The organism is Streptomyces kronopolitis (assembly GCF_014646275.1).
Lineage (GTDB): Bacteria > Actinomycetota > Actinomycetes > Streptomycetales > Streptomycetaceae > Streptomyces > Streptomyces kronopolitis.
Genome location: NZ_BMND01000011.1, coordinates 128,032 through 146,638 on the forward strand (window position 1 = coordinate 128,032; position 18,607 = coordinate 146,638).

The 18,607-nt window shown below is 72.0% G+C and carries 14 protein-coding genes and 1 pseudogene; 12 read left to right on the forward strand and 3 right to left on the reverse strand.

The features are described from left to right. Positions 1–7: 7 nt before the first annotated feature. Positions 8–1,369 (reverse strand): DUF2252 domain-containing protein, encoded by a 1,362-nt coding sequence (locus IEY78_RS14905; RefSeq protein WP_189098384.1) that lies wholly within the window; start codon positions 1,367–1,369, stop codon positions 8–10. Between the two features lie 200 nt (positions 1,370–1,569). On the opposite strand from IEY78_RS14905, the gene dnaE reads away from it, so the two are divergent. Continuing rightward, complete coding sequence (dnaE, locus tag IEY78_RS14910) at positions 1,570–5,121, forward strand: DNA polymerase III subunit alpha (RefSeq protein ID WP_189098385.1); 3,552 nt, start codon at positions 1,570–1,572, stop codon at positions 5,119–5,121. Positions 5,122–5,226: 105 nt separating this feature from the next. Here dnaE and IEY78_RS14915 read toward each other — a convergent pair whose 3' ends face one another. Beyond that, a complete protein-coding gene (locus IEY78_RS14915) occupies positions 5,227–5,406 on the reverse strand; it encodes a hypothetical protein (RefSeq protein WP_189098386.1) in 180 nt (59 codons plus the stop codon). A gap of 216 nt (positions 5,407–5,622) precedes the next feature. Between IEY78_RS14915 and IEY78_RS35265 the strand changes: the two are divergent. The 4 genes and pseudogenes from IEY78_RS35265 to IEY78_RS14935 form a co-directional block, all read left to right on the forward strand. Beyond that, positions 5,623–6,453, forward strand: a pseudogene (locus tag IEY78_RS35265) (NYN domain-containing protein); the annotation flags it as partial. A gap of 788 nt (positions 6,454–7,241) precedes the next feature. Further along, positions 7,242–8,411: a type VII secretion-associated serine protease mycosin gene (mycP, locus tag IEY78_RS14925; protein WP_189098387.1), complete on the forward strand. Its 1,170-nt coding sequence runs from the start codon at positions 7,242–7,244 to the stop codon at positions 8,409–8,411. A gap of 67 nt (positions 8,412–8,478) precedes the next feature. Then, positions 8,479–9,210 carry an SseB family protein gene (locus tag IEY78_RS14930; RefSeq protein ID WP_189098388.1) on the forward strand — a complete coding sequence of 244 codons (732 nt, stop codon included), beginning with the start codon at positions 8,479–8,481 and terminating at the stop codon, positions 9,208–9,210. 117 nt (positions 9,211–9,327) lie between these two features. Next, a complete protein-coding gene (locus tag IEY78_RS14935) occupies positions 9,328–10,098 on the forward strand; it encodes an MIP family channel protein (protein WP_189098389.1) in 771 nt (256 codons plus the stop codon). Positions 10,099–10,181: 83 nt separating this feature from the next. On the opposite strand, the gene IEY78_RS14940 is transcribed toward IEY78_RS14935, so the two are convergent. Further along, positions 10,182–10,565 (reverse strand): DUF1844 domain-containing protein, encoded by a 384-nt coding sequence (locus IEY78_RS14940; RefSeq protein ID WP_189098391.1) that lies wholly within the window; start codon positions 10,563–10,565, stop codon positions 10,182–10,184. Positions 10,566–10,899: 334 nt separating this feature from the next. On the opposite strand from IEY78_RS14940, the gene infC reads away from it, so the two are divergent. The 7 genes from infC (at position 10,900) to pheT (ending at position 18,483) form a co-directional block, all read left to right on the forward strand. Beyond that, a complete protein-coding gene (gene infC, locus IEY78_RS14945; RefSeq protein ID WP_189098393.1) occupies positions 10,900–11,610 on the forward strand; it encodes a translation initiation factor IF-3 in 711 nt (236 codons plus the stop codon). A gap of 123 nt (positions 11,611–11,733) precedes the next feature. After that, positions 11,734–11,928 (forward strand): 50S ribosomal protein L35, encoded by a 195-nt coding sequence (gene rpmI, locus IEY78_RS14950; RefSeq protein WP_006607578.1) that lies wholly within the window; start codon positions 11,734–11,736, stop codon positions 11,926–11,928. 104 nt (positions 11,929–12,032) lie between these two features. Beyond that, a complete protein-coding gene (gene rplT, locus IEY78_RS14955; protein WP_006607577.1) occupies positions 12,033–12,416 on the forward strand; it encodes a 50S ribosomal protein L20 in 384 nt (127 codons plus the stop codon). 130 nt (positions 12,417–12,546) lie between these two features. Next, positions 12,547–13,401, forward strand: a complete 855-nt coding sequence (locus IEY78_RS14960) for a TrmH family RNA methyltransferase (RefSeq protein WP_189098395.1) — start codon at positions 12,547–12,549, stop codon at positions 13,399–13,401. An 83-nt stretch (positions 13,402–13,484) separates the two neighbouring features. Next, positions 13,485–14,645: an ATP-binding protein gene (locus IEY78_RS14965; protein ID WP_189098397.1), complete on the forward strand. Its 1,161-nt coding sequence runs from the start codon at positions 13,485–13,487 to the stop codon at positions 14,643–14,645. A 188-nt stretch (positions 14,646–14,833) separates the two neighbouring features. Further along, complete coding sequence (pheS, locus tag IEY78_RS14970; protein WP_189098399.1) at positions 14,834–15,958, forward strand: phenylalanine--tRNA ligase subunit alpha; 1,125 nt, start codon at positions 14,834–14,836, stop codon at positions 15,956–15,958. Then, positions 15,958–18,483 carry a phenylalanine--tRNA ligase subunit beta gene (gene pheT / locus IEY78_RS14975; protein WP_189098401.1) on the forward strand — a complete coding sequence of 842 codons (2,526 nt, stop codon included), beginning with the start codon at positions 15,958–15,960 and terminating at the stop codon, positions 18,481–18,483. Before pheS ends, pheT begins: the two co-directional genes overlap by 1 nt. Positions 18,484–18,607 lie beyond the last annotated feature (124 nt).

Sequence of the window (18,607 nt, forward strand, 5' to 3'; positions counted from 1 at the left end):
GTGTCCCTCAGAGGCCCGGGATCCGGCCGTTGCGGAAGAGGTCCACGAAGATCTGGTGGTCGGCGCGGGCGCGAGCGCCGTAGGAGTGCGCGAAGTCCACCAGCAGCGCCGCGAAGCCCTCCTCGTCGGCCGCGATGGCCGCGTCGATGGCCCGCTCCGTGGAGAACGGCACCAGCGAGTGGCCGCTCTCGTCGTCCGCGGCGCCGTGCATGGTCGCGGTGGCCCGCCCCAGGTCGGCCACCACCGCCGCGATCTCCTCCGGGTCGTCGATGTCCGACCAGTCCAGGTCGACCGCGTACGGCGAGATCTCGGCGACCAGCTGGCCGGCCCCGTCCAGCTCGGTCCACCCCAGCCACGGGTCGGCGTGGTCCTGCAGGGCGCGCTGGGAGATCACCGTGCGGTGGCCCTCGTGCTGGAAGTAGCCGCGGACCGCGGGGTCGGTGAGGTGCCGGGAGACGGCCGGGGTCTGCGCCTGCTTCATGTAGATCACGACATCGTTCTCCAGGGCATCGCTGTTGCCCTCCAGAAGGATGTTGTACGACGGCAGCCCGGCCGAGCCGATGCCGATGCCGCGGCGGCCCACCACGTCCTTGACGCGGTAGGAGTCCGGGCGGTCCAGGCTCGACTCGGGCAGCGTCTCCAGATAGCCGTCGAAGGCGGCGAGCACCTTGTAGCGGGTGGCCGCGTCCAGCTCGACGCTGCCGCCGCCCGGCGCGAAGCGGCGCTCGAAGTCGCGGATCTCCGTCATCGAGTCCAGCAGCGCGAAGCGGGTGCGCGCGCGGGCGTCGCGCAGCGCGTCCAGCAGCGGGCCCTCGGCGGTGTCCAGCGTGAACGGCGGCAGCTCCTCGCGGTCGGCGCTCGGACCGCCGGAGGCCAGGGCGTGGATGCGCTCCCGGTAGGCCGCGGCGTAGGTGCGCACCAGGTCGGTGATCTGCTTGTCGCTGAGCGCCTTGGCGTAGCCGATCAGCGCGACCGAGGCGGCGAAGCGCTTGAGGTCCCAGGTGAACGGGCCGACGTAGGCCTCGTCGAAGTCGTTGACGTTGAAGATCAGCCGGCCGGTGGAGTCCATGTAGGTGCCGAAGTTCTCGGCGTGCAGATCGCCGTGGATCCACACCCGGCCGGTCCGCTCGTCCAGATACGGGCCGCTGTCCTTGCCGTCGCCCTCCGCGGCCCCGGCCTCCAGGTCCCGGTAGAACAGGCAGGCCGTCCCCCGGTAGAAGGCGAAGGCGGAGGCGGCCATCTTCCGGAATTTCACGCGGAAGGCCGCGGGGTCGGCGGCGAGCAGCTCTCCGAAGGCGGTGTCGAAGACGGCGAGGATCTCCTCGCCGCGCTGCTCGGCGTCCTGCGCCGGGGCGTGCTGGGACGGCATCGCTGGGTGCCTCCTGGAGTGCGGAAAACGGTTCGGGGCGCCGCGACCGATCGGGTCGCGGTCTGTCACTGACAACGGGTGAGGCTACTCGCGCGTGCCCGCCGGTTGTCAGTCAGGAGTCGTAGACTTCGACACCGTTCCCCCGGCCCCCGGCTCGCACCGGGAGCGCCCCGCCGACCGCTCTGTGGAGGTCCCCCGCTGTGGCTGCCGCGTCCAAGGCCCCGTTCACCCATCTGCACGTCCACACCCAGTACTCCCTGCTGGACGGAGCGGCGCGGCTGTCGGACATGTTCAAGGCGGCCAACGAGATGGGCATGACGCACATCGCGATGTCCGACCACGGCAACCTGCACGGCGCCTACGACTTCTTCCACTCCGCGCAGAAGGCCGGCGTGACGCCGATCATCGGCATCGAGGCGTACGTCGCCCCCGAGTCGCGGCGTAACAAGCGCAAGATCCAGTGGGGCCAGCCGCACCAGAAGCGCGATGACGTCTCCGGTTCCGGTGGCTACACCCACAAGACCATCTGGGCGGCGAACAAGACCGGTCTGCACAATCTCTTCCGGCTCTCCTCGGACGCCTACGCCGAGGGCTGGCTGACGAAGTGGCCGCGGATGGACAGGGAGACCATCTCCCAGTGGTCCGAGGGCCTGATCGCCTCCACCGGCTGCCCCTCCGGTGAGCTGCAGACCCGGCTGCGCCTGGGCCAGTACGACGAGGCGCGCAAGGCCGCGGGCGAGTATCAGGAGATCTTCGGCAAGGACCGGTATTTCCTGGAGCTGATGGACCACGGCATCGAGATCGAGCGCCGGGTCCGCGACGACCTGCTGAAGATCGGCAAGGAACTCGGCATCCCCCCGCTGGTCACCAACGACTCGCACTACACCTACGCGCACGAGTCCACCGCGCACGACGCGCTGCTGTGCATCCAGACCGGCAAGAACCTCTCCGACCCGGACCGCTTCCGCTTCGACGGCACGGGCTACTACCTCAAGTCCACGGAGGAGATGTACGCCATCGACTCCTCGGACGCCTGGCAGGAGGGCTGCGCCAACACCCGCCTGGTCGCCGACCAGATCGACCCCGCCGGGATGTTCGAGAAGCGCGACCTGATGCCGAAGTTCGACATCCCGGAGGGCTTCACCGAGGTCACCTGGTTCCAGGAGGAGGTCCGGGTCGGCATGAAGCGCCGCTTCCCGGGCGGGGTCCCCGAGGACCGCCAGAAGCAGGCCGAGTACGAGATGGACATCATCATCCAGATGGGGTTCCCCGGCTACTTCCTCGTGGTCGCCGACTTCATCATGTGGGCCAAGAACAACGGCATCGCGGTCGGCCCCGGCCGCGGCTCCGCGGCCGGCTCGATCGTGGCGTACGCCATGGGCATCACCGACCTCGACCCGATCACGCACGGACTGATCTTCGAGCGGTTCCTCAACCCCGAGCGCGTCTCCATGCCCGATGTCGACATCGACTTCGACGAGCGCAGGCGCGTCGAGGTCATCCGGTACGTCACGGAGAAGTACGGCGCCGACAAGGTCGCCATGATCGGCACCTACGGCAAGATCAAGGCCAAGAACGCCATCAAGGACTCCGCGCGCGTCCTGGGCTACCCGTACGCGATGGGCGACCGCCTCACCAAGGCCATGCCCGCCGACGTCCTCGGCAAGGGCATCGACCTCAGCGGCATCACCGACCCCAAGCACCCGCGCTACAGCGAGGCGGGCGAGATCCGGGGGATGTACGAGAGCGAGCCGGACGTCAAGAAGGTCATCGACACCGCCAAGGGCGTCGAGGGCCTGGTCCGTCAGATGGGTGTGCACGCGGCCGGCGTGATCATGTCCAGCGAGCCCATCGTCGACCACGCCCCGGTCTGGGTGCGGCACACCGACAACGTCACCATCACGCAGTGGGACTACCCGCAGTGCGAGTCGCTCGGCCTGCTGAAGATGGACTTCCTGGGCCTGCGCAACCTCACCATCATGGACGACGCCGTCAAGATGGTGAAGAAGAACAAGGGCGTCGACCTGGAGATGCTCTCGGTCCCGCTGGACGACCCCAAGACCTACGAGATGCTCTGCCGCGGCGACACCCTCGGCGTCTTCCAGTTCGACGGCGGCCCGATGCGCTCGCTGCTGCGGCTGATGAAGCCCGACAACTTCGAGGACATTTCCGCCGTCTCGGCGCTCTACCGCCCCGGCCCGATGGGCATGGACTCGCACACCAACTACGCGCTGCGCAAGAACGGCCTCCAGGAGATCACCCCGATCCACCCGGAGCTGGAGGAGCCGCTCAAGGAGGTCCTGGGCCTGACCCACGGCCTGATCGTCTATCAGGAGCAGGTCCAGAAGGCCGCCCAGATCATCGCCGGGTACTCCCTCGGCGAGGCCGACATCCTCCGCCGCGTCATGGGCAAGAAGAAGCCCGAGGAACTGGCGAAGAACTTCGTGCTCTTCCAGGAGGGCGCGAAGAAGAAGGGCTTCTCCGACCAGGCCATCCAGGCCCTGTGGGACGTCCTGGTCCCGTTCGCCGGCTACGCCTTCAACAAGGCGCACTCCTCCGCGTACGGCCTGGTCACCTACTGGACCGCCTACCTCAAGGCCAACTACCCGGCCGAGTACATGTCCGCGCTGCTGACGTCCGTGCGCGACGACAAGGACAAGTCGGCGGTCTACCTCAACGAGTGCCGGCGCATGGGCATCAAGGTGCTGCCGCCGAACGTCAACGAGTCGGAGGCGAACTTCGCCGCCCAGGGTGACGACGTGATCCTCTTCGGCCTCACCGCGGTCCGCAACGTCGGCCAGAACGTCGTCGACTCGATCATCCGCTGCCGCAAGGCGAAGGGGAAGTACTCCTCCTTCCCCGACTACCTCGACAAGGTCGACGCGGTCGTCTGCAACAAGCGCACCACCGAGTCCCTGATCAAGGCCGGCGCCTTCGACGAGATGGGCCACACCCGCAAGGGCCTGACGGCGCACTACGAGCCGATGATCGACAACGTCGTCCAGGTCAAGCGCAAGGAGGCCGAGGGGCAGTTCGACCTCTTCGGCGGCATGGCCGGAGACAGCGCGGAGGAGGGCCCCGGCTTCGGCCTGGACATCGAGTTCTCGGACATCGAGTGGGACAAGACCTACCTCCTCGCCCAGGAGCGCGAGATGCTCGGTCTCTACGTCTCCGACCACCCGCTCTTCGGCCTGGAGCACGTCCTGTCCGACAAGGCGGACGCCGCCATCTCCCAGCTCACCGGCGGCGACTACTCCGACGGCTCGATCGTCACCATCGGCGGCATCATCTCCGGCCTCCAGCGCAAGATGACCAAGCAGGGCAACGCCTGGGCCATCGCCACCGTCGAGGACCTGGCCGGCTCCATCGACTGCATGTTCTTCCCGGCCACCTACCAGCTGGTGTCGACCCAACTCGTCGAGGACACCGTGGTCTTCGTCAAGGGCCGGCTCGACAAGCGGGAGGACATCCCCCGGCTGGTCGCCATGGAGATGATGGTCCCCGACCTCTCCGAGGCGGGCACCAACGCCCCCGTGACGATCACCATTCCGACGGTCAAGGTCACCCCGCCGATGGTCGAGAAGCTCGGTGAGGTGCTCAGCAGCCACCGCGGCGCCACCGAGGTGCGGATCAAGCTGCTCGGGGCGCGCAAGACGACGCTGCTGCGGCTGGACCGGCACCGCGTCACGCCCGACCCCTCGCTGTTCGGCGATCTGAAGGTGCTGCTCGGCCCGTCCTGCCTGGCGGGCTGACCGCCGCCGGACGGCGACCCAGGGGGCGTCGTCCGGACCACACCCACCAGTGCCCGAGGGGCGCGCCCGACGCGGGCGCGCCCCTCAACTGCCGTGCGGTGGATGTCAGTTGTGACCGAAGCGCCGCTGGTGCTTGCGTGCAACATCTGCCGGGCTGCCCTGGGCCTGGGAGCGGGCCTGGGACTGCGCCTCCAGGCTGGAGCGCTGGGCTTCCTGCTGGCCGCGCTCGGCCGCGGATGCCGTCTTCTGCTGCCGGCTGCGGTCCTGCTTCTTGTCCTTGGCCATGATCTTGCCTCCTGGTGGGGAATCGGGATCCGGGCCGGAACCAGACTTACACGACGGACAGACGCCTGCATTTCGGGCAATTACCGTGCGTAAAGCGACCGATCACACGCTGTACCCGGGATCCCCGCCGAATCCGCCACGCCGATGATCGAGTTCGGGCTGATAACGCCCGTACGGTCGGGCAGACTCCAAGGAAAGCCGAAGAAAACTCGTGCCATGGGCCGAGCCGGGGGGCGACCGGACTTTTCAGCACCTCATTCAGGAAGAGGGTGGAACGTGGATCGCTGCGTCGTCCTGGTGGACGCCGGGTATTTGCTCGGTGCCGCCGCGAGTCTGCTCGCCGGAGAGCCCGCCCGGTCCCGGATCACCGTTGACCACGCCGCCCTCATCCAGGGCCTGCGCCAGCGCGCCGGGGCGGACACCGAACGCCCGCTGCTGCGTATCTACTGGTTCGACGGCGCCCCCGACCGCGTCCCGCAGCCCGAGCACCGCCGGCTGCGGGTGATGCCCCGGGTCACCGTCCGGCTGGGCGCCCTGACCCGCAGCGACGGCCGCTGGGCGCAGAAGGGCGTGGACGCCGCCATGCACGCCGAGCTGACCGAACTCGCCCGCAACCGCGCCTGCTCCGACATCGTGCTGGTCACCGGCGACGGTGATCTGCTGCCCGGGCTGATGTCGGCGAAGGAGCACGGCGTCGCCGTCCACCTGTGGGCCGTCCAGGCCGCGGACGGCGACTACAACCAGTCCGAGGACCTGGTCGCCGAGGCCGACGAGCGGCGGGTGCTGGACCGCACCTGGATCACCCGCGCGGTGCGCGCCAAGGAGATCGGCGGCCCCTGCGCCCCGCCGCCCGCCCCGCGCCCGGAGATCGCCGCGATCCTCTCCGCCCCGCTGCCCGAGTCCGGGGCCGCGGCGGCGGCCGCCGCCGCGGCGAGCGCGGAGCCCGCCGAGCACACCCACGAGCACAGCGGCGCCAACGGGATCGTCCGCCCGCCGGCCGGCACCGAGCGGCCCGCGGCGGCCGGCGCCGCCACCGCGCCGGGCGGGCCCGCGCACCGCCCCGCGGCGGGCCGCCCCGGCGCCCGGACCCTGGCCGCCGCGGCCTGCCTCGTCCTCGGCGTCGGCCTCATCGGCGGCGCGGCGGCGGGCAGTTGGCTCACCGACGAGGCCGCCGGCGCCACCCCCGACGCCGCGGCCACCTTCGCCAGGGGCCGCGATGTCTGGCACAGCACCCCCGTCGACACCCTCTTCCCGCGCACCGTGGACGGCTTCGGCGCCGGCCCCGGCGGCGCCGACCGGACCTGGAGCCGGATCGCGGTGGCCCCCGACGGCGGCTGCGCCGGCGCCTACGACCCCAAGCTGGCCGAGGCGCTCGCCCGCGCCGGCTGCGTCCGCCTGCTGCGCGCCACCTACGTCGACGCCACCCGCAGCAGCGTCATCACCGTCGGGGCGCAGATCACCAAGGCCGACCAGCCCGGGATGACGGCCCTCAACACCCGCTTCAGCACCGGGAATCTGGGCGCCCGCACCGATCTGATGCCGCTGCCGTACGCCGCTCGCGACACCCCGGCCCGGGACTTCGGACGCGCCCAGCGGGTCAGCTGGACCGTCCGGGTGCTCACCGACATCCCGGTCGTGGTCTACGCCGTCTCCGGCTTCGCCGACGGCCGCCCCTTCGACCGGCCGCAGCCCGCCGAGGCCGCCACCCGCCCCGGCGCCACCACCGCCCCCGCCGAATCCGGCCTGGGCCACGACGCCAAGGGCCTGGCCGACCGCATCGGGACCGACTTCCGCAAGGCGGCCGGCGGCACCCCGCGGACCACGAAGGCCTCGTCATGACCAGGACCGCGCCGCGCGCCGCCGCCGTCGCACTGGCCTGCGCCGCGCTCGCGGTGCTGCCCGCCGTCCCCGCACGGGCCGATGCCCTGCGTGCGCAGGAGTGGGCGCTGCAGGCCGTCCACGCCCAGCAGGCCTGGCGCACCACCAAGGGCAAGGGCGTCACCGTCGCCGTCCTGGACACCGGGGTGGACGCCAACCACCCCGACCTCGACGGCCAAGTACTGCCCGAACAGGACCTGGTCGGCTTCGGCGCCCGCCCCGGGGACCGCGCCTGGGCCCAGCACGGCACCGGAATGGCCAGCATCATCGCGGGGCACGGCCACGGCGCCGGCCGCCAGGACGGCGTGCTCGGGCTCGCCCCGGAGGCCAGGATCCTGCCGGTCCGGGTGATCCTGGAGGACGACGACCCGCAGCGCGAACGGGCCCGCACCCAGAAGGCGGGGGCGCTCGCCGACGGCATCCGCTGGGCCGCCGACCACGGCGCCGACGTGATCAACATGTCCCTGGGCGACGACAGCGAGTCCGCGCACCCCGAGCCCCGCGAGGACGCCGCGATCCAGTACGCCCTCGGCAAGGGCATCCCCGTCGTTGCCTCGGCGGGCAACGGCGGCCAGAAGGGCAACCACGTCTCCTACCCCGCCGCCTACCCGGGCGTCATCGCGGCCACCGCCGTCACCCATGTGGGCGCACGCGCCCGCTTCTCCACCCGCCACTGGTACGCCACGGTCAGCGCCCCCGGCTTCGACATCGTCATGGCCGACACCGGCAGCGGCTACCTGTCGGGCTGGGGCACCAGCCCCGCCGCCGCCTTCGTCTCCGGCGCCGTCGCCCTGATCCGCTCGGCCCACCCCGACCTGAGCCCGGCCCAGATCCGCCAACTGCTCACCTCCACCGCCCAGGACACCCCCGAGGGCGGCCGGGACGACGACTACGGCGCCGGCCTGATCGACCCCGCCGCCGCGATCGAGGCGGCGGACGGCGTCAAGCCCACCCCGCAGAAGCCGTCGCCCGCCGCCTACGGCGACCGCTACTTCGGCCCCGGGCCCACCGCCGGCCAGGCCGCGGACGGCCCGGTCAACCGGCTTCCCTGGGCCGCCGGCGCCGCCGGGCTGGTCCTCGTCGCGACCGCCGTCGTCCTCTGGCGCGGCCGCCGCACCCGGACCTGACCGGACCCGCCCCGCACCCCACCGGACCGCCCGCGGATCCGGCACCCCCGGCCGATACGCTCACGGGGTGCAGAAGAACATCCCCGACCCCGGATTCGCCGACGACGACGGCAGCGCCGACCCGGCACTGACCGCGGCCCTGGCGGCCTACGCACGGGACCGCGGCGCCGAGCCGGAACTCCTGGCGGCGCTCGCCGGGGCGCGCGTCCTGGTCCCCGTGGTGGCCGTGCTCGGGGAGGTGGAGACCGGCCCCGACGGCATGCGCCGCGAGAAGACCAGCGACATGGCCGTCCCCACCCTCCAGGCCCCGGACGGCCGCCGGGCCCTGCCCGCCTTCACCTCCATGGAAACCCTCCAGCGGTGGCGCGCCGACGCCCGCCCGGTCGCCGTCCCGCTCCCGCAGGCCCTGCTGGCCGCCCACCACGAGCAGGCCGACACCGTCGTCGTCGACCTGGCCGGCCCGGTCACCTATCAGCTCACCGGCCCCGCCCTGCGCGCGCTCGCCGAGGGCCGCACCAGCGCCGATCCGCTCGCCGACCCGGCCGTCACGGACGCCCTGCGCGCCCTGCTCGACGCCGAGCCGGCGGTGCTGCTGGCCCGCCTCGTGCCGTCCGCGGAGACCGACGCCACCCTCGCGCTCGGGCTCGCCCCCGACGCGGACCCGGCCGGGGCCGCCCAGCGGCTGGCCCGGGCGGTGGCCGCCGACGAGGTGCTGCGCGCCCGGCTCGTGCGCGGACTGGATCTGGCCCTGCTGCCGCCCGGCGCCTCCGACGACGAGCAGCCGCTCTTCCGGCGCTGACACCCCACGACCGGGGCCCGCCGCCCGCCGCCGGGCCCCGGTCCGCCGACGGGCGGGTTCGTCTCCAGGGCCGCACAATGCGGAGGAGAGCTCAAGATCCACGCGAGGAGAGCCCCCATGGAGAAAACGGAGATCTCGACGGTCTTGACCCGCCCGGTCGTATCCGAGTTCCTCGGCACGCTGCTCCTGGTGTTCTTCGCCGTCGGCTCGGCGGTGCTGGCGGGTGAGTACATCGGCACCTTCGGCATCGCCCTGGCCTTCGGCTTCACCATGCTGGCGCTGGCCTACGCGCTCGGCCCGATCTCGGGCAGCCACCTCAACCCGGCGGTGACCCTGGGCATGCTGCTGGCCCGCCGGATCACGCTGCGCACGGCCGCCGAGTACTGGATCGCCCAGGTCATCGGCGGCATCGTCGGCGCGGCCCTGCTCTTCCTGGTCGCCAAGCAGGTCCCCGGCCTGCAGACCCACGCCTCCTTCGGCACCAACGGCTGGGGCGACCGCTCGGCGGTCCACCTCAACCTCGGCGGCGCCTTCGTCGCCGAGATGGTGATGACCTTCCTGCTCGTCTACGTGTGGCTGGCGGTCACCCACAAGGTGGCGGTGATCGGCTTCGGCGGCCTGGCGATCGGCCTGACGCTGGCCACCGTCCACCTCATCGGCATCCCGCTCGACGGCACGTCCGTGAACCCGGCGCGCTCCATCGGCCCGGCGCTCTTCGCGGGCGGCGCGGCCATCACCCAGCTGTGGCTGTTCATCGTCGCGCCGTTGATCGGCGGCGCCATCGCGGCGGCCGTCCACCAGGTCACCCACCCGGCGCACGAGCCCTTCCTCATCGCCGACGAGGCGATGCCGCACGGCGCCCCCACGGAGCCCGGCGAGCCCGTCTGAGGACCCGCCGCCCGCTCTCCCCGCACGACGGGCCCCGGCCGCATCCCGGCCGGGGCCCGTCGTGTGCGCTCTCGCCGCCGCTGTTAGCCGTACACGGGGCCGGTGTACTTCTCCCCGGGGCCCTGGCCCGGCTCGTCGGGCACGACCGAGGCCTCGCGGAACGCCAGCTGCAGCGACTTCAGCCCGTCCCGCAGGGGCGCCGCGTGGTACGAGCCGATCTCGGTGGCGCTGGCGGTGACCAGCCCGGCCAGGGCCTGGATGAGCTTGCGCGCCTCGTCCAGGTCCTTGTGCGCCGCACCCTCCTCGGCGAGCCCGAGGTTGACCGCCGCCGAACTCATCAGATGCACCGCGACCGTGGTGATCACCTCGACCGCCGGCACCTCCGCGATGTCTCGGGTCATGGCGTCGAAGTCGGGGCTCTCCGCATTCGGGGCTTCGTCGGGCTGCTGCGGGGTCTGGTCACTCATGTCTCGGGTCTTCTTCCTGCTGAGGGGACGCCTCCAGCCTATGGCCGACGCCTGCGGGCCCGGCGTGCGGGAGTGCCCTCGCGCGCGCGAGGGGCCCGCGGCCACCGCACAGGAGTGGGTGCCACCCCTTGACTCGTGTATTCTGGTGTTCCGACCGGCCGGACACGTATGTGACCGGCCCACAAGTGGAGGCTCCGATCTCCCACCCGACCGGCCCTTTCGGCTGGCGGGTCAACGGTCCGGCTGCGCCCCGCGGAGACTTCGCGGCGGTGCTCCAGATCTATGTGGAGCCCCGCCTGTGTCCCGTCCGGGGCATTTTTCATGTACCGCGCGGTTGGTCACACCGAAAAGACGTTACGCGGCAGTCCGCCAGGCCGTCGCGTGGTGCTACCGAGGAGGATCCATCAGCGCCGAGCCCCGCATCAACGACCGGATTCGCGTTCCCGAAGTGCGACTTGTCGGTCCCAGCGGCGAGCAGGTCGGGATTGTTCCGCTTGCCAAGGCCCTTGAGCTTGCTCAGGAGTACGACCTCGACCTGGTCGAGGTGGCGGCGAACGCTCGCCCGCCCGTCTGCAAGCTCATGGACTACGGGAAGTTCAAGTACGAGTCGGCCATGAAGGCCCGTGAGGCGCGCAAGAACCAGGCGCACACGGTCATCAAGGAGATGAAGCTCCGGCCGAAGATCGACCCGCACGACTACGACACCAAAAAGGGTCACGTCGTCCGGTTCCTCAAGCAGGGTGACAAGGTCAAGATCACGATCATGTTCCGTGGTCGCGAGCAGTCCCGCCCCGAGCTGGGCTTCCGGCTGCTGCAGCGGCTCGCGTCCGACGTGGAGGACCTCGGCTTCATCGAGTCGAATCCGAAGCAGGACGGCCGAAACATGATCATGGTTCTCGGTCCGCACAAGAAGAAGACCGAGGCGATGGCCGAGGCCCGCGAGGCGCAGGCCGCCCGCAAGGCGGAGCGCCAGGGCGGAGTCGCCGCGGACCAGTCCGTGGAGGAGCCCGCCGAGGAGCCCACCGAGGAGCACGCCCAGGCGTGATCCCCGAGGCGTGAGCCCCGGCCGCCGCCGAGGCGCCTCGCCCCGGACACCAATCGATACATGACGCTCCCGCCTGCCCGGTCCGTGCCGGTGGGGGCGCCACTGACGAGGAGAGAACGGCGCATGCCGAAGAACAAGACGCACAGCGGTGCCAGCAAGCGTTTCAAGATCACCGGCTCCGGCAAGGTGCTGCGTGAGCGCGCCGGCAAGCGCCACCTGCTCGAGCACAAGTCGTCCCGTGTGACGCGTCGCCTCACCGGCAACGCCGAGATGGCCCCGGGCGACGCCGCGAAGATCAAGAAGCTTCTCGGCAAGTGAGCCGCCGCGCCCCACGCACAGGAGGGGGCGCGCGACTCGGACCGGGACCCAATCGATTCGGGCCGTGTGACGACAACCACGGCCCCGCTACAAGGAGTTAACAAGTGGCACGCGTCAAGCGGGCAGTCAACGCCCACAAGAAGCGCCGGGCGATCCTCGAGCAGGCCAGCGGCTACCGCGGCCAGCGCTCCCGCCTGTACCGCAAGGCGAAGGAGCAGGTCACCCACTCCCTCGTCTACAACTACAACGACCGCAAGAAGCGCAAGGGCGACTTCCGTCAGCTGTGGATCCAGCGCATCAACGCCGCTGCCCGCGCCAACGGCATGACCTACAACCGCTTCATCCAGGGTCTGAAGGCCGCCAACATCGAGGTGGACCGCAAGATCCTGGCCGACCTCGCGGTGACGGACGCCAACGCGTTCGCCGCGCTCGTCGAGGTCGCCCAGAAGGCGCTTCCGAGCGACGTCAACGCCCCGAAGGCTGCCTGAACTCCAGCCTGACGACGTTGAGCGGACCCGCAGGCCCCGGCCTGCGGGTCCGCCGCTTTTCCGGAAGCGGCGCGCACCTCCCGCGCCGCGGTCCCCACCCGCACCGAACAACAGAAGCGAGCCGCCGCCCATGGGCACCCCCGAGCTGATCTCCCCGCGTTCCCCGCGTGTCACCGCCGCCCGGCGGCTGGCCCGCCGCGCCTTCCGCGGCAAGGAATGCCGGTTCATCGCCGAGGGGCCGCAGGCCGTACGGGAGGCCATCGCGCACCGCAGGGACGGGGTGCCCACCCTGATCGAGCTGTTCGCGACCGTCGAGGCCGCCGAGCGGCACACCGAGATCGTCGAGGCGGCCCGCGCGGCCGGGGTGCGGGTGCACTTCGCCGACGACCGGACCGTCGCCGACATCTCGCAGACCGTCACCCCGCAGGGCCTGCTCGGCGTCTGCCGCTTCCTCGACTCGCCGTTCGAGGAGATCCTCGCCGCCCGCCCGCAGCTGGTCGCGGTGCTCGCCAACGTCCGCGACCCCGGCAACGCCGGCACCGTGCTGCGCTGCGCGGACGCCGCCGGCGCGGACGCGGTGGTGCTCACCGACGCCTCGGTGGACCTCTACAACCCCAAGTCGGTGCGGGCGTCGGTCGGTTCGCTCTTCCATCTGCCGGTCGCGGTGGGCGTGCCCGTCGAGCGGGTGACGGCCGGGCTGCGGGGCGCCGGGGTGCGGATCCTCGCCGCCGACGGGGCGGGCGACCGCGATCTGGACGCCGAACTGGACACCGGCTCCATGGGCGGGCCCTCCGCCTGGGTCTTCGGCAACGAGGCCTGGGGGCTGCCGGAGGAGACCCGGGCGCTGGCCGACGCCGTCGTGCGGGTCCCGATCCACGGGCGGGCCGAGAGCCTCAACCTCGCGACGGCCGCCGCGGTCTGCCTCTACGCCTCCGCCCGCGCGCAGCGCGGCGCCGGCGGGTGCCGGGCGGTGTCACCCGGCTGAGGGGCGTACCGCGGATCCTCGTGGCAGGTGGGGTGCGAGCTAGTAGGCTTGCGTGCCCGGGGGCCCGGAAGGGGGTAACGGGGATGAGTGTGCGGACTTCCGGCACCACAGCCACCGCTGACGGGAGCCCGTCCGGCGGACCGGCAAGCGCGCCGCCGCCCGCCGCGGCCGGCGGGGCGGACGCCCTGGGGGCCGGTCTCGGACTGGACCCCGACGACCTTCCCGACGGCCTGGTGGTCGCCGACGAGGCGGGCCGGGTGGTCTGCTTCAACGCCGCGGCGGCCAGGATCACCGGCATCGCCCCGGGCGCGGCGCTCGGCCGCAGCCTCGAACACGCCCTGCCGCTCCAGGACATCGAGGGCCGCCGCTGGTGGCGGCTCACCGACCCCTACGGCGGGCTGGCCATCCGCCGCGGCCAGCCGGAGCGCAATCTGCTGCTCGGCGGCCGCGAGGTGCTGGTCTCCGCCCGTTATGTCCGCAAGGTGCCGACCGGTCCCGTCGAGCGGCTGGTGATCGCGCTGCGCGGCACCGAGGCGCGGCGGCGCACGGAGCTGAGCCACGCCGAGCTGATCGCCACCGTCGCCCATGAGCTGCGCTCGCCGCTGACCTCCGTCAAGGGGTTCACCGCCACCCTCCTCCAGAAGTGGGAGCGCTTCACCGACGACCAGAAGCGGCTGATGCTGGAGACGGTGGACGCCGACGCCAACCGCGTCACCCGGCTGATCGCCGAGCTGCTGGACATCTCCCGGATCGACTCCGGGCGGCTGGAGGTGCGCCGCCAGCGGGTCGACATGACCGCCGCGGTGCGCCGGCACGTCCAGGCACAGACCACCGCGGGCCAGCGCCCCGACCGCTTTCTGATCCGGATGCTGGAGCCGCTGCCCGATCTGTGGGCGGACCCGGACAAGGTCGACCAGGTGCTGGGCAACCTGCTGGAAAATGCGGTGCGCCACGGCGAGGGAACCGTCACCATCGAGGTCGGACCGGTATCGGATGCGACCAGCGCGGAGGGGACGAGCGTCACCGTGAGCGATGAGGGCCCCGGCATTCCCGAGGAGTCGATGAGCCGCGTCTTCACCCGCTTCTGGCGGGGCAGCAAGCGCGGCGGCACGGGCCTGGGCCTCTATATCGTCAAGGGCATCGTCGAGGCGCACGGCGGGACGATCACGGTCGGCCGGGCCCCGGCCGGCGGCGCGCAGTTCCGATTTAGCCTGCCCGTCGCGGCCCCGGCCTTCATGGCTTGAGAGGAAGCGGCGGGCGCCCCGCGGGGGCGCGGACCTGCCGCGAGGTCCGTCCCCCTTAGACTTGACCTTTGGCACCTTTGGCGCACAGGCATCGCGGGCACACGCGGGCTCGGCAGTCGACCTTTGTGATCGAGGCGCCGAGGCGACGCGAGCCAAGCCAAGCCAGTCCACCGGAAGCACGGGAAGAGATGTCCGCACCCAATAAGTCGTACGACCCTGTCGAGGTCGAAGCCCTGAAACCGGAAGAGATCGCCGCCCGGCTGGACGAGGCGCTCGCCGCCGTCGCCGCCGCGGGCGACCTGGAGGCGCTGCGTGAGGTGAAGGTCGCGCACACCGGCGACCGCTCGCCGCTCGCGCTCGCCAACCGCGAGATCGGCGCCCTGCCCCCGCACGCCAAGGCGGACGCCGGCAAGCGCGTCGGCCAGGCCCGCGGCCGGGTGAACCAGGCGCTCAAGGCCCGCCAGGAGGAGCTGGAGGCGGAGCGCGACGCGCGCGTCCTGGTCGAGGAGGCCGTGGACGTCACGCTGCCCTACGACCGCGTCCCGGCCGGCGCCCGGCACCCGCTGACCACGTTCATGGAGCGGGTCGCGGACGTCTTCGTGGCGATGGGCTACGAGGTCGCCGAGGGCCCCGAGGTCGAGGCGGAGTGGTTCAACTTCGACGCCCTGAACTTCGTGCCCGACCACCCGGCGCGCCAGATGCAGGACACCTTCTTCGTCCAGGGTGCGGGCACCGAGGGCGACGAGTCCGGTGTCGTGCTGCGCACCCACACCTCGCCGGTGCAGGCCCGCACGCTCGTCGACCGTGAGCCGCCGGTGTACGTCGTCTGCCCGGGGCGGGTCTACCGCACCGACGAGCTGGACGCCACGCACTCCCCGGTCTTCCACCAGATCGAGCTGCTCGCCGTCGACGAGGGCCTGACCATGGCGGACCTCAAGGGCACCCTCGACCACATGGTCCGGGCGCTGTTCGGTCCGGACATGAAGACCCGGCTGCGGCCGAACTACTTCCCGTTCACCGAGCCGTCCGCCGAGATGGACATGGTCTGCTACGTCTGCCGTGGCGAGTCCGTGGGCAACCCCGACCGCCCCTGCCGCACCTGCTCCAGCGAGGGCTGGATCGAGCTGGGCGGCTGCGGCATGGTCAACCCCAAGGTGCTCATCGCCTGCGGCGTCGACCCCGAGAAGTACAGCGGCTTCGCCTTCGGGTTCGGCATCGACCGGATGCTGATGTTCCGGCACAACGTGGAAGACATGCGTGACATGTTCGAAGGCGACGTCCGGTTCACCCGGCCGTTCGGGATGGAGATCTGATGCGGGTCCCGCTTTCTTGGCTGCGGGAGTACGTCGACCTGCCGGCGACGGAGACCGGCCGTGACGTACAGGCCAAGCTCATCGCCGTCGGCCTGGAGGTCGAGACCGTCGAGCGCCTCGGCGAGGGCCTCGAGGGCCCGCTCGTCGTCGGCCAGGTACTGACCATCGAGGAGCTGGAGGGCTTCAAGAAGCCGATCCGCTTCTGCACGGTCGACGTCGGCCGGGCCAACGGCACCGGCGAGCCCCAGGAAATCGTCTGCGGCGCGCGGAACTTCGCGGTCGGCGACAAGGTCGTGGTCGTCCTCCCCGGCGCCGTGCTGCCCGGCGACTTCAAGATCGCCGCGCGCAAGACCTACGGCAAGACCTCGCACGGCATGATCTGCTCCGGCGACGAGCTGGGCATGGGTGATGACGGTACGCACGGCATCATCGTGCTGCCGCCGGAGTACGAGGTCGGCAGCGACGCCATCGAGCTGCTGGAGCTCGTCGACGAGGTGCTGGACATCGCCGTCACCCCGGACCGCGGCTACTGCCTGTCGATGCGCGGTGTCGCCCGCGAGACCGCCACCGCCTACGGTCTGCCGCTGCGCGACCCGGCGCTGCTCGACGTCCCGCCGCCGAACGCCGGCGGCTACCCCGTCCAGGTCTCCGACCCGCTGGGCTGCGACCGCTTCACCGCCCGGACGGTCGCCGGCCTGGAGCCCGAGGCGCGCACCCCGCTGTGGATGCAGCGCCGGCTGCAGAAGGCCGGGATGCGTCCGGTCTCGCTGGCCGTCGACATCACCAACTACGTGATGCTGGAGCTCGGCCAGCCGCTGCACGCCTACGACCGGACCACGGTGGCCGGCCCGATCGGCGTCCGCCGGGCGACCCCGGGCGAGCGGCTGACCACCCTCGACGGCACCAAGCGGGTGCTGGACGCGGCGGACCTGGTCATCACCGACAACCGCGGGCCCATCGGGCTCGCCGGCGTCATGGGCGGTGCGAACACCGAGATCGCCGCGGCGATCGCCGACCCCGGCACCGGCCGGATGAGCGGCACCACCGATGTCGTGATCGAGGCCGCGCACTTCGACGCGCTCTCCATCGCCCGGACGGCCCGCCGGCACAAGCTGTCCTCGGAGGCCGCCAAGCGCTTCGAGCGCGGCGTCGACCCGGAGGCCGCGTCCGCCGCGGCCCAGCGCGCCGTCGACCTGCTGGTGCTGCTCGCGGGCGGCACCGCGGAGGAGGGCGTCACGGAGATCGTCACGCCCCGCGGGCCGCGCACGATCACCGTCTCCGCCGACCACCCGGACAGGGTCGCCGGTGTCGCCTACGGCCGGGAGACCGTCGTCCGCCGCCTCCAGCAGGTCGGCTGCGACGTCTACGGCCAGGACGAGCTGGTCGTCACCGTGCCGTCCTGGCGGCCGGACCTGAGCGAGCCCAACGACCTGGCCGAAGAGGTCATCCGGCTGGAGGGCTACGAGAACCTGCCCTCCACGCTCCCGAAGCCGCCGGCCGGCCGCGGGCTGACCGAGCGTCAGCGGCTGCACCGCCGGGTCGGCCGGGCGCTGGCCGGTGCGGGCTATGTCGAGGCGCTGAACTACCCGTTCACCGGCTCGCACGTGCTCGACCAGCTCGGCATCGAGCAGGACGACCCGCGGCGCGCGGCGGTCACCCTCGTCAACCCGCTCTCCGACGAGGAGCCCGACCTCCGCACCACGCTCATCCCGGGCCTGCTGAACGCGCTGCGCCGCAACCACGGCCGCGGCTCGCACGACCTGGCGCTCTTCGAGACCGGCCCGGTCTTCCGGGCGACCGGTGACGAGAAGCCGGCCACCCGGCTGGTCGTCGACCGCCGGCCGACCGATGACGAGATCGCCTCGCTGGACGTGTCGCTGCCGCAGCAGCCGCGGCGCGCCGCCGTGGTGCTCGCCGGGGGCCGCGAGCAGGCCGGCTGGTGGGGCGGCGCACGCCCCGCGATCTGGGCGGACGCCATCGAGGCGGGCCGCACCGTCGCGCGGGAGGCCGGTGTCGAGCTGATCGTCCGTCAGGACCAGCACGCCCCGTTCCACCCGGGCCGCTGTGCGGCGCTGCTGGCGCTCGTCGACGGCGAGGAGATCCTCGTCGGCAACGCCGGTGAGCTGCACCCGCGGGTGATCAAGACGCTGGCCCTGCCGGAGCGCACCTGCGCGATGGAGATCGACCTGGACCGCCTGGAGCGGGCCGGTGGCGGAGCGCTGCGCGCCCCGAAGATCTCGGCCTTCCCGGTCGCGACCCAGGACGTCGCGCTGGTGGTCGAGGACACCGTCCCCGCGGCGGAGGTCGAGAGCGCGCTGCGCGACGGTGCGGGTGAGCTGCTGGAGTCGCTGCGGCTGTTCGACGTCTTCACCGGCGAGCAGCTCGGCGCGGGCAAGAAGTCGCTGGCCTACGCGCTGCGCTTCCGCGCCGCGGACCGGACGCTGACCGCGGAGGAGGCCTCCACGGCCCGTGACGCCGCGGTCGCGACGGCCGTGGAGCGGACCGGGGCGGTGCTGCGCGGCTGAGCGTGGGCACTGCCCGCGCCCGCCGCAACGGCGTGCTGAAGGCCGGGGGCGCAGACGGTATGACCGTCTGCGCCCCCGGCCTTTGTGCTGTGTGACGGGTGGGGCTCCGCGACACCTGTGGGAC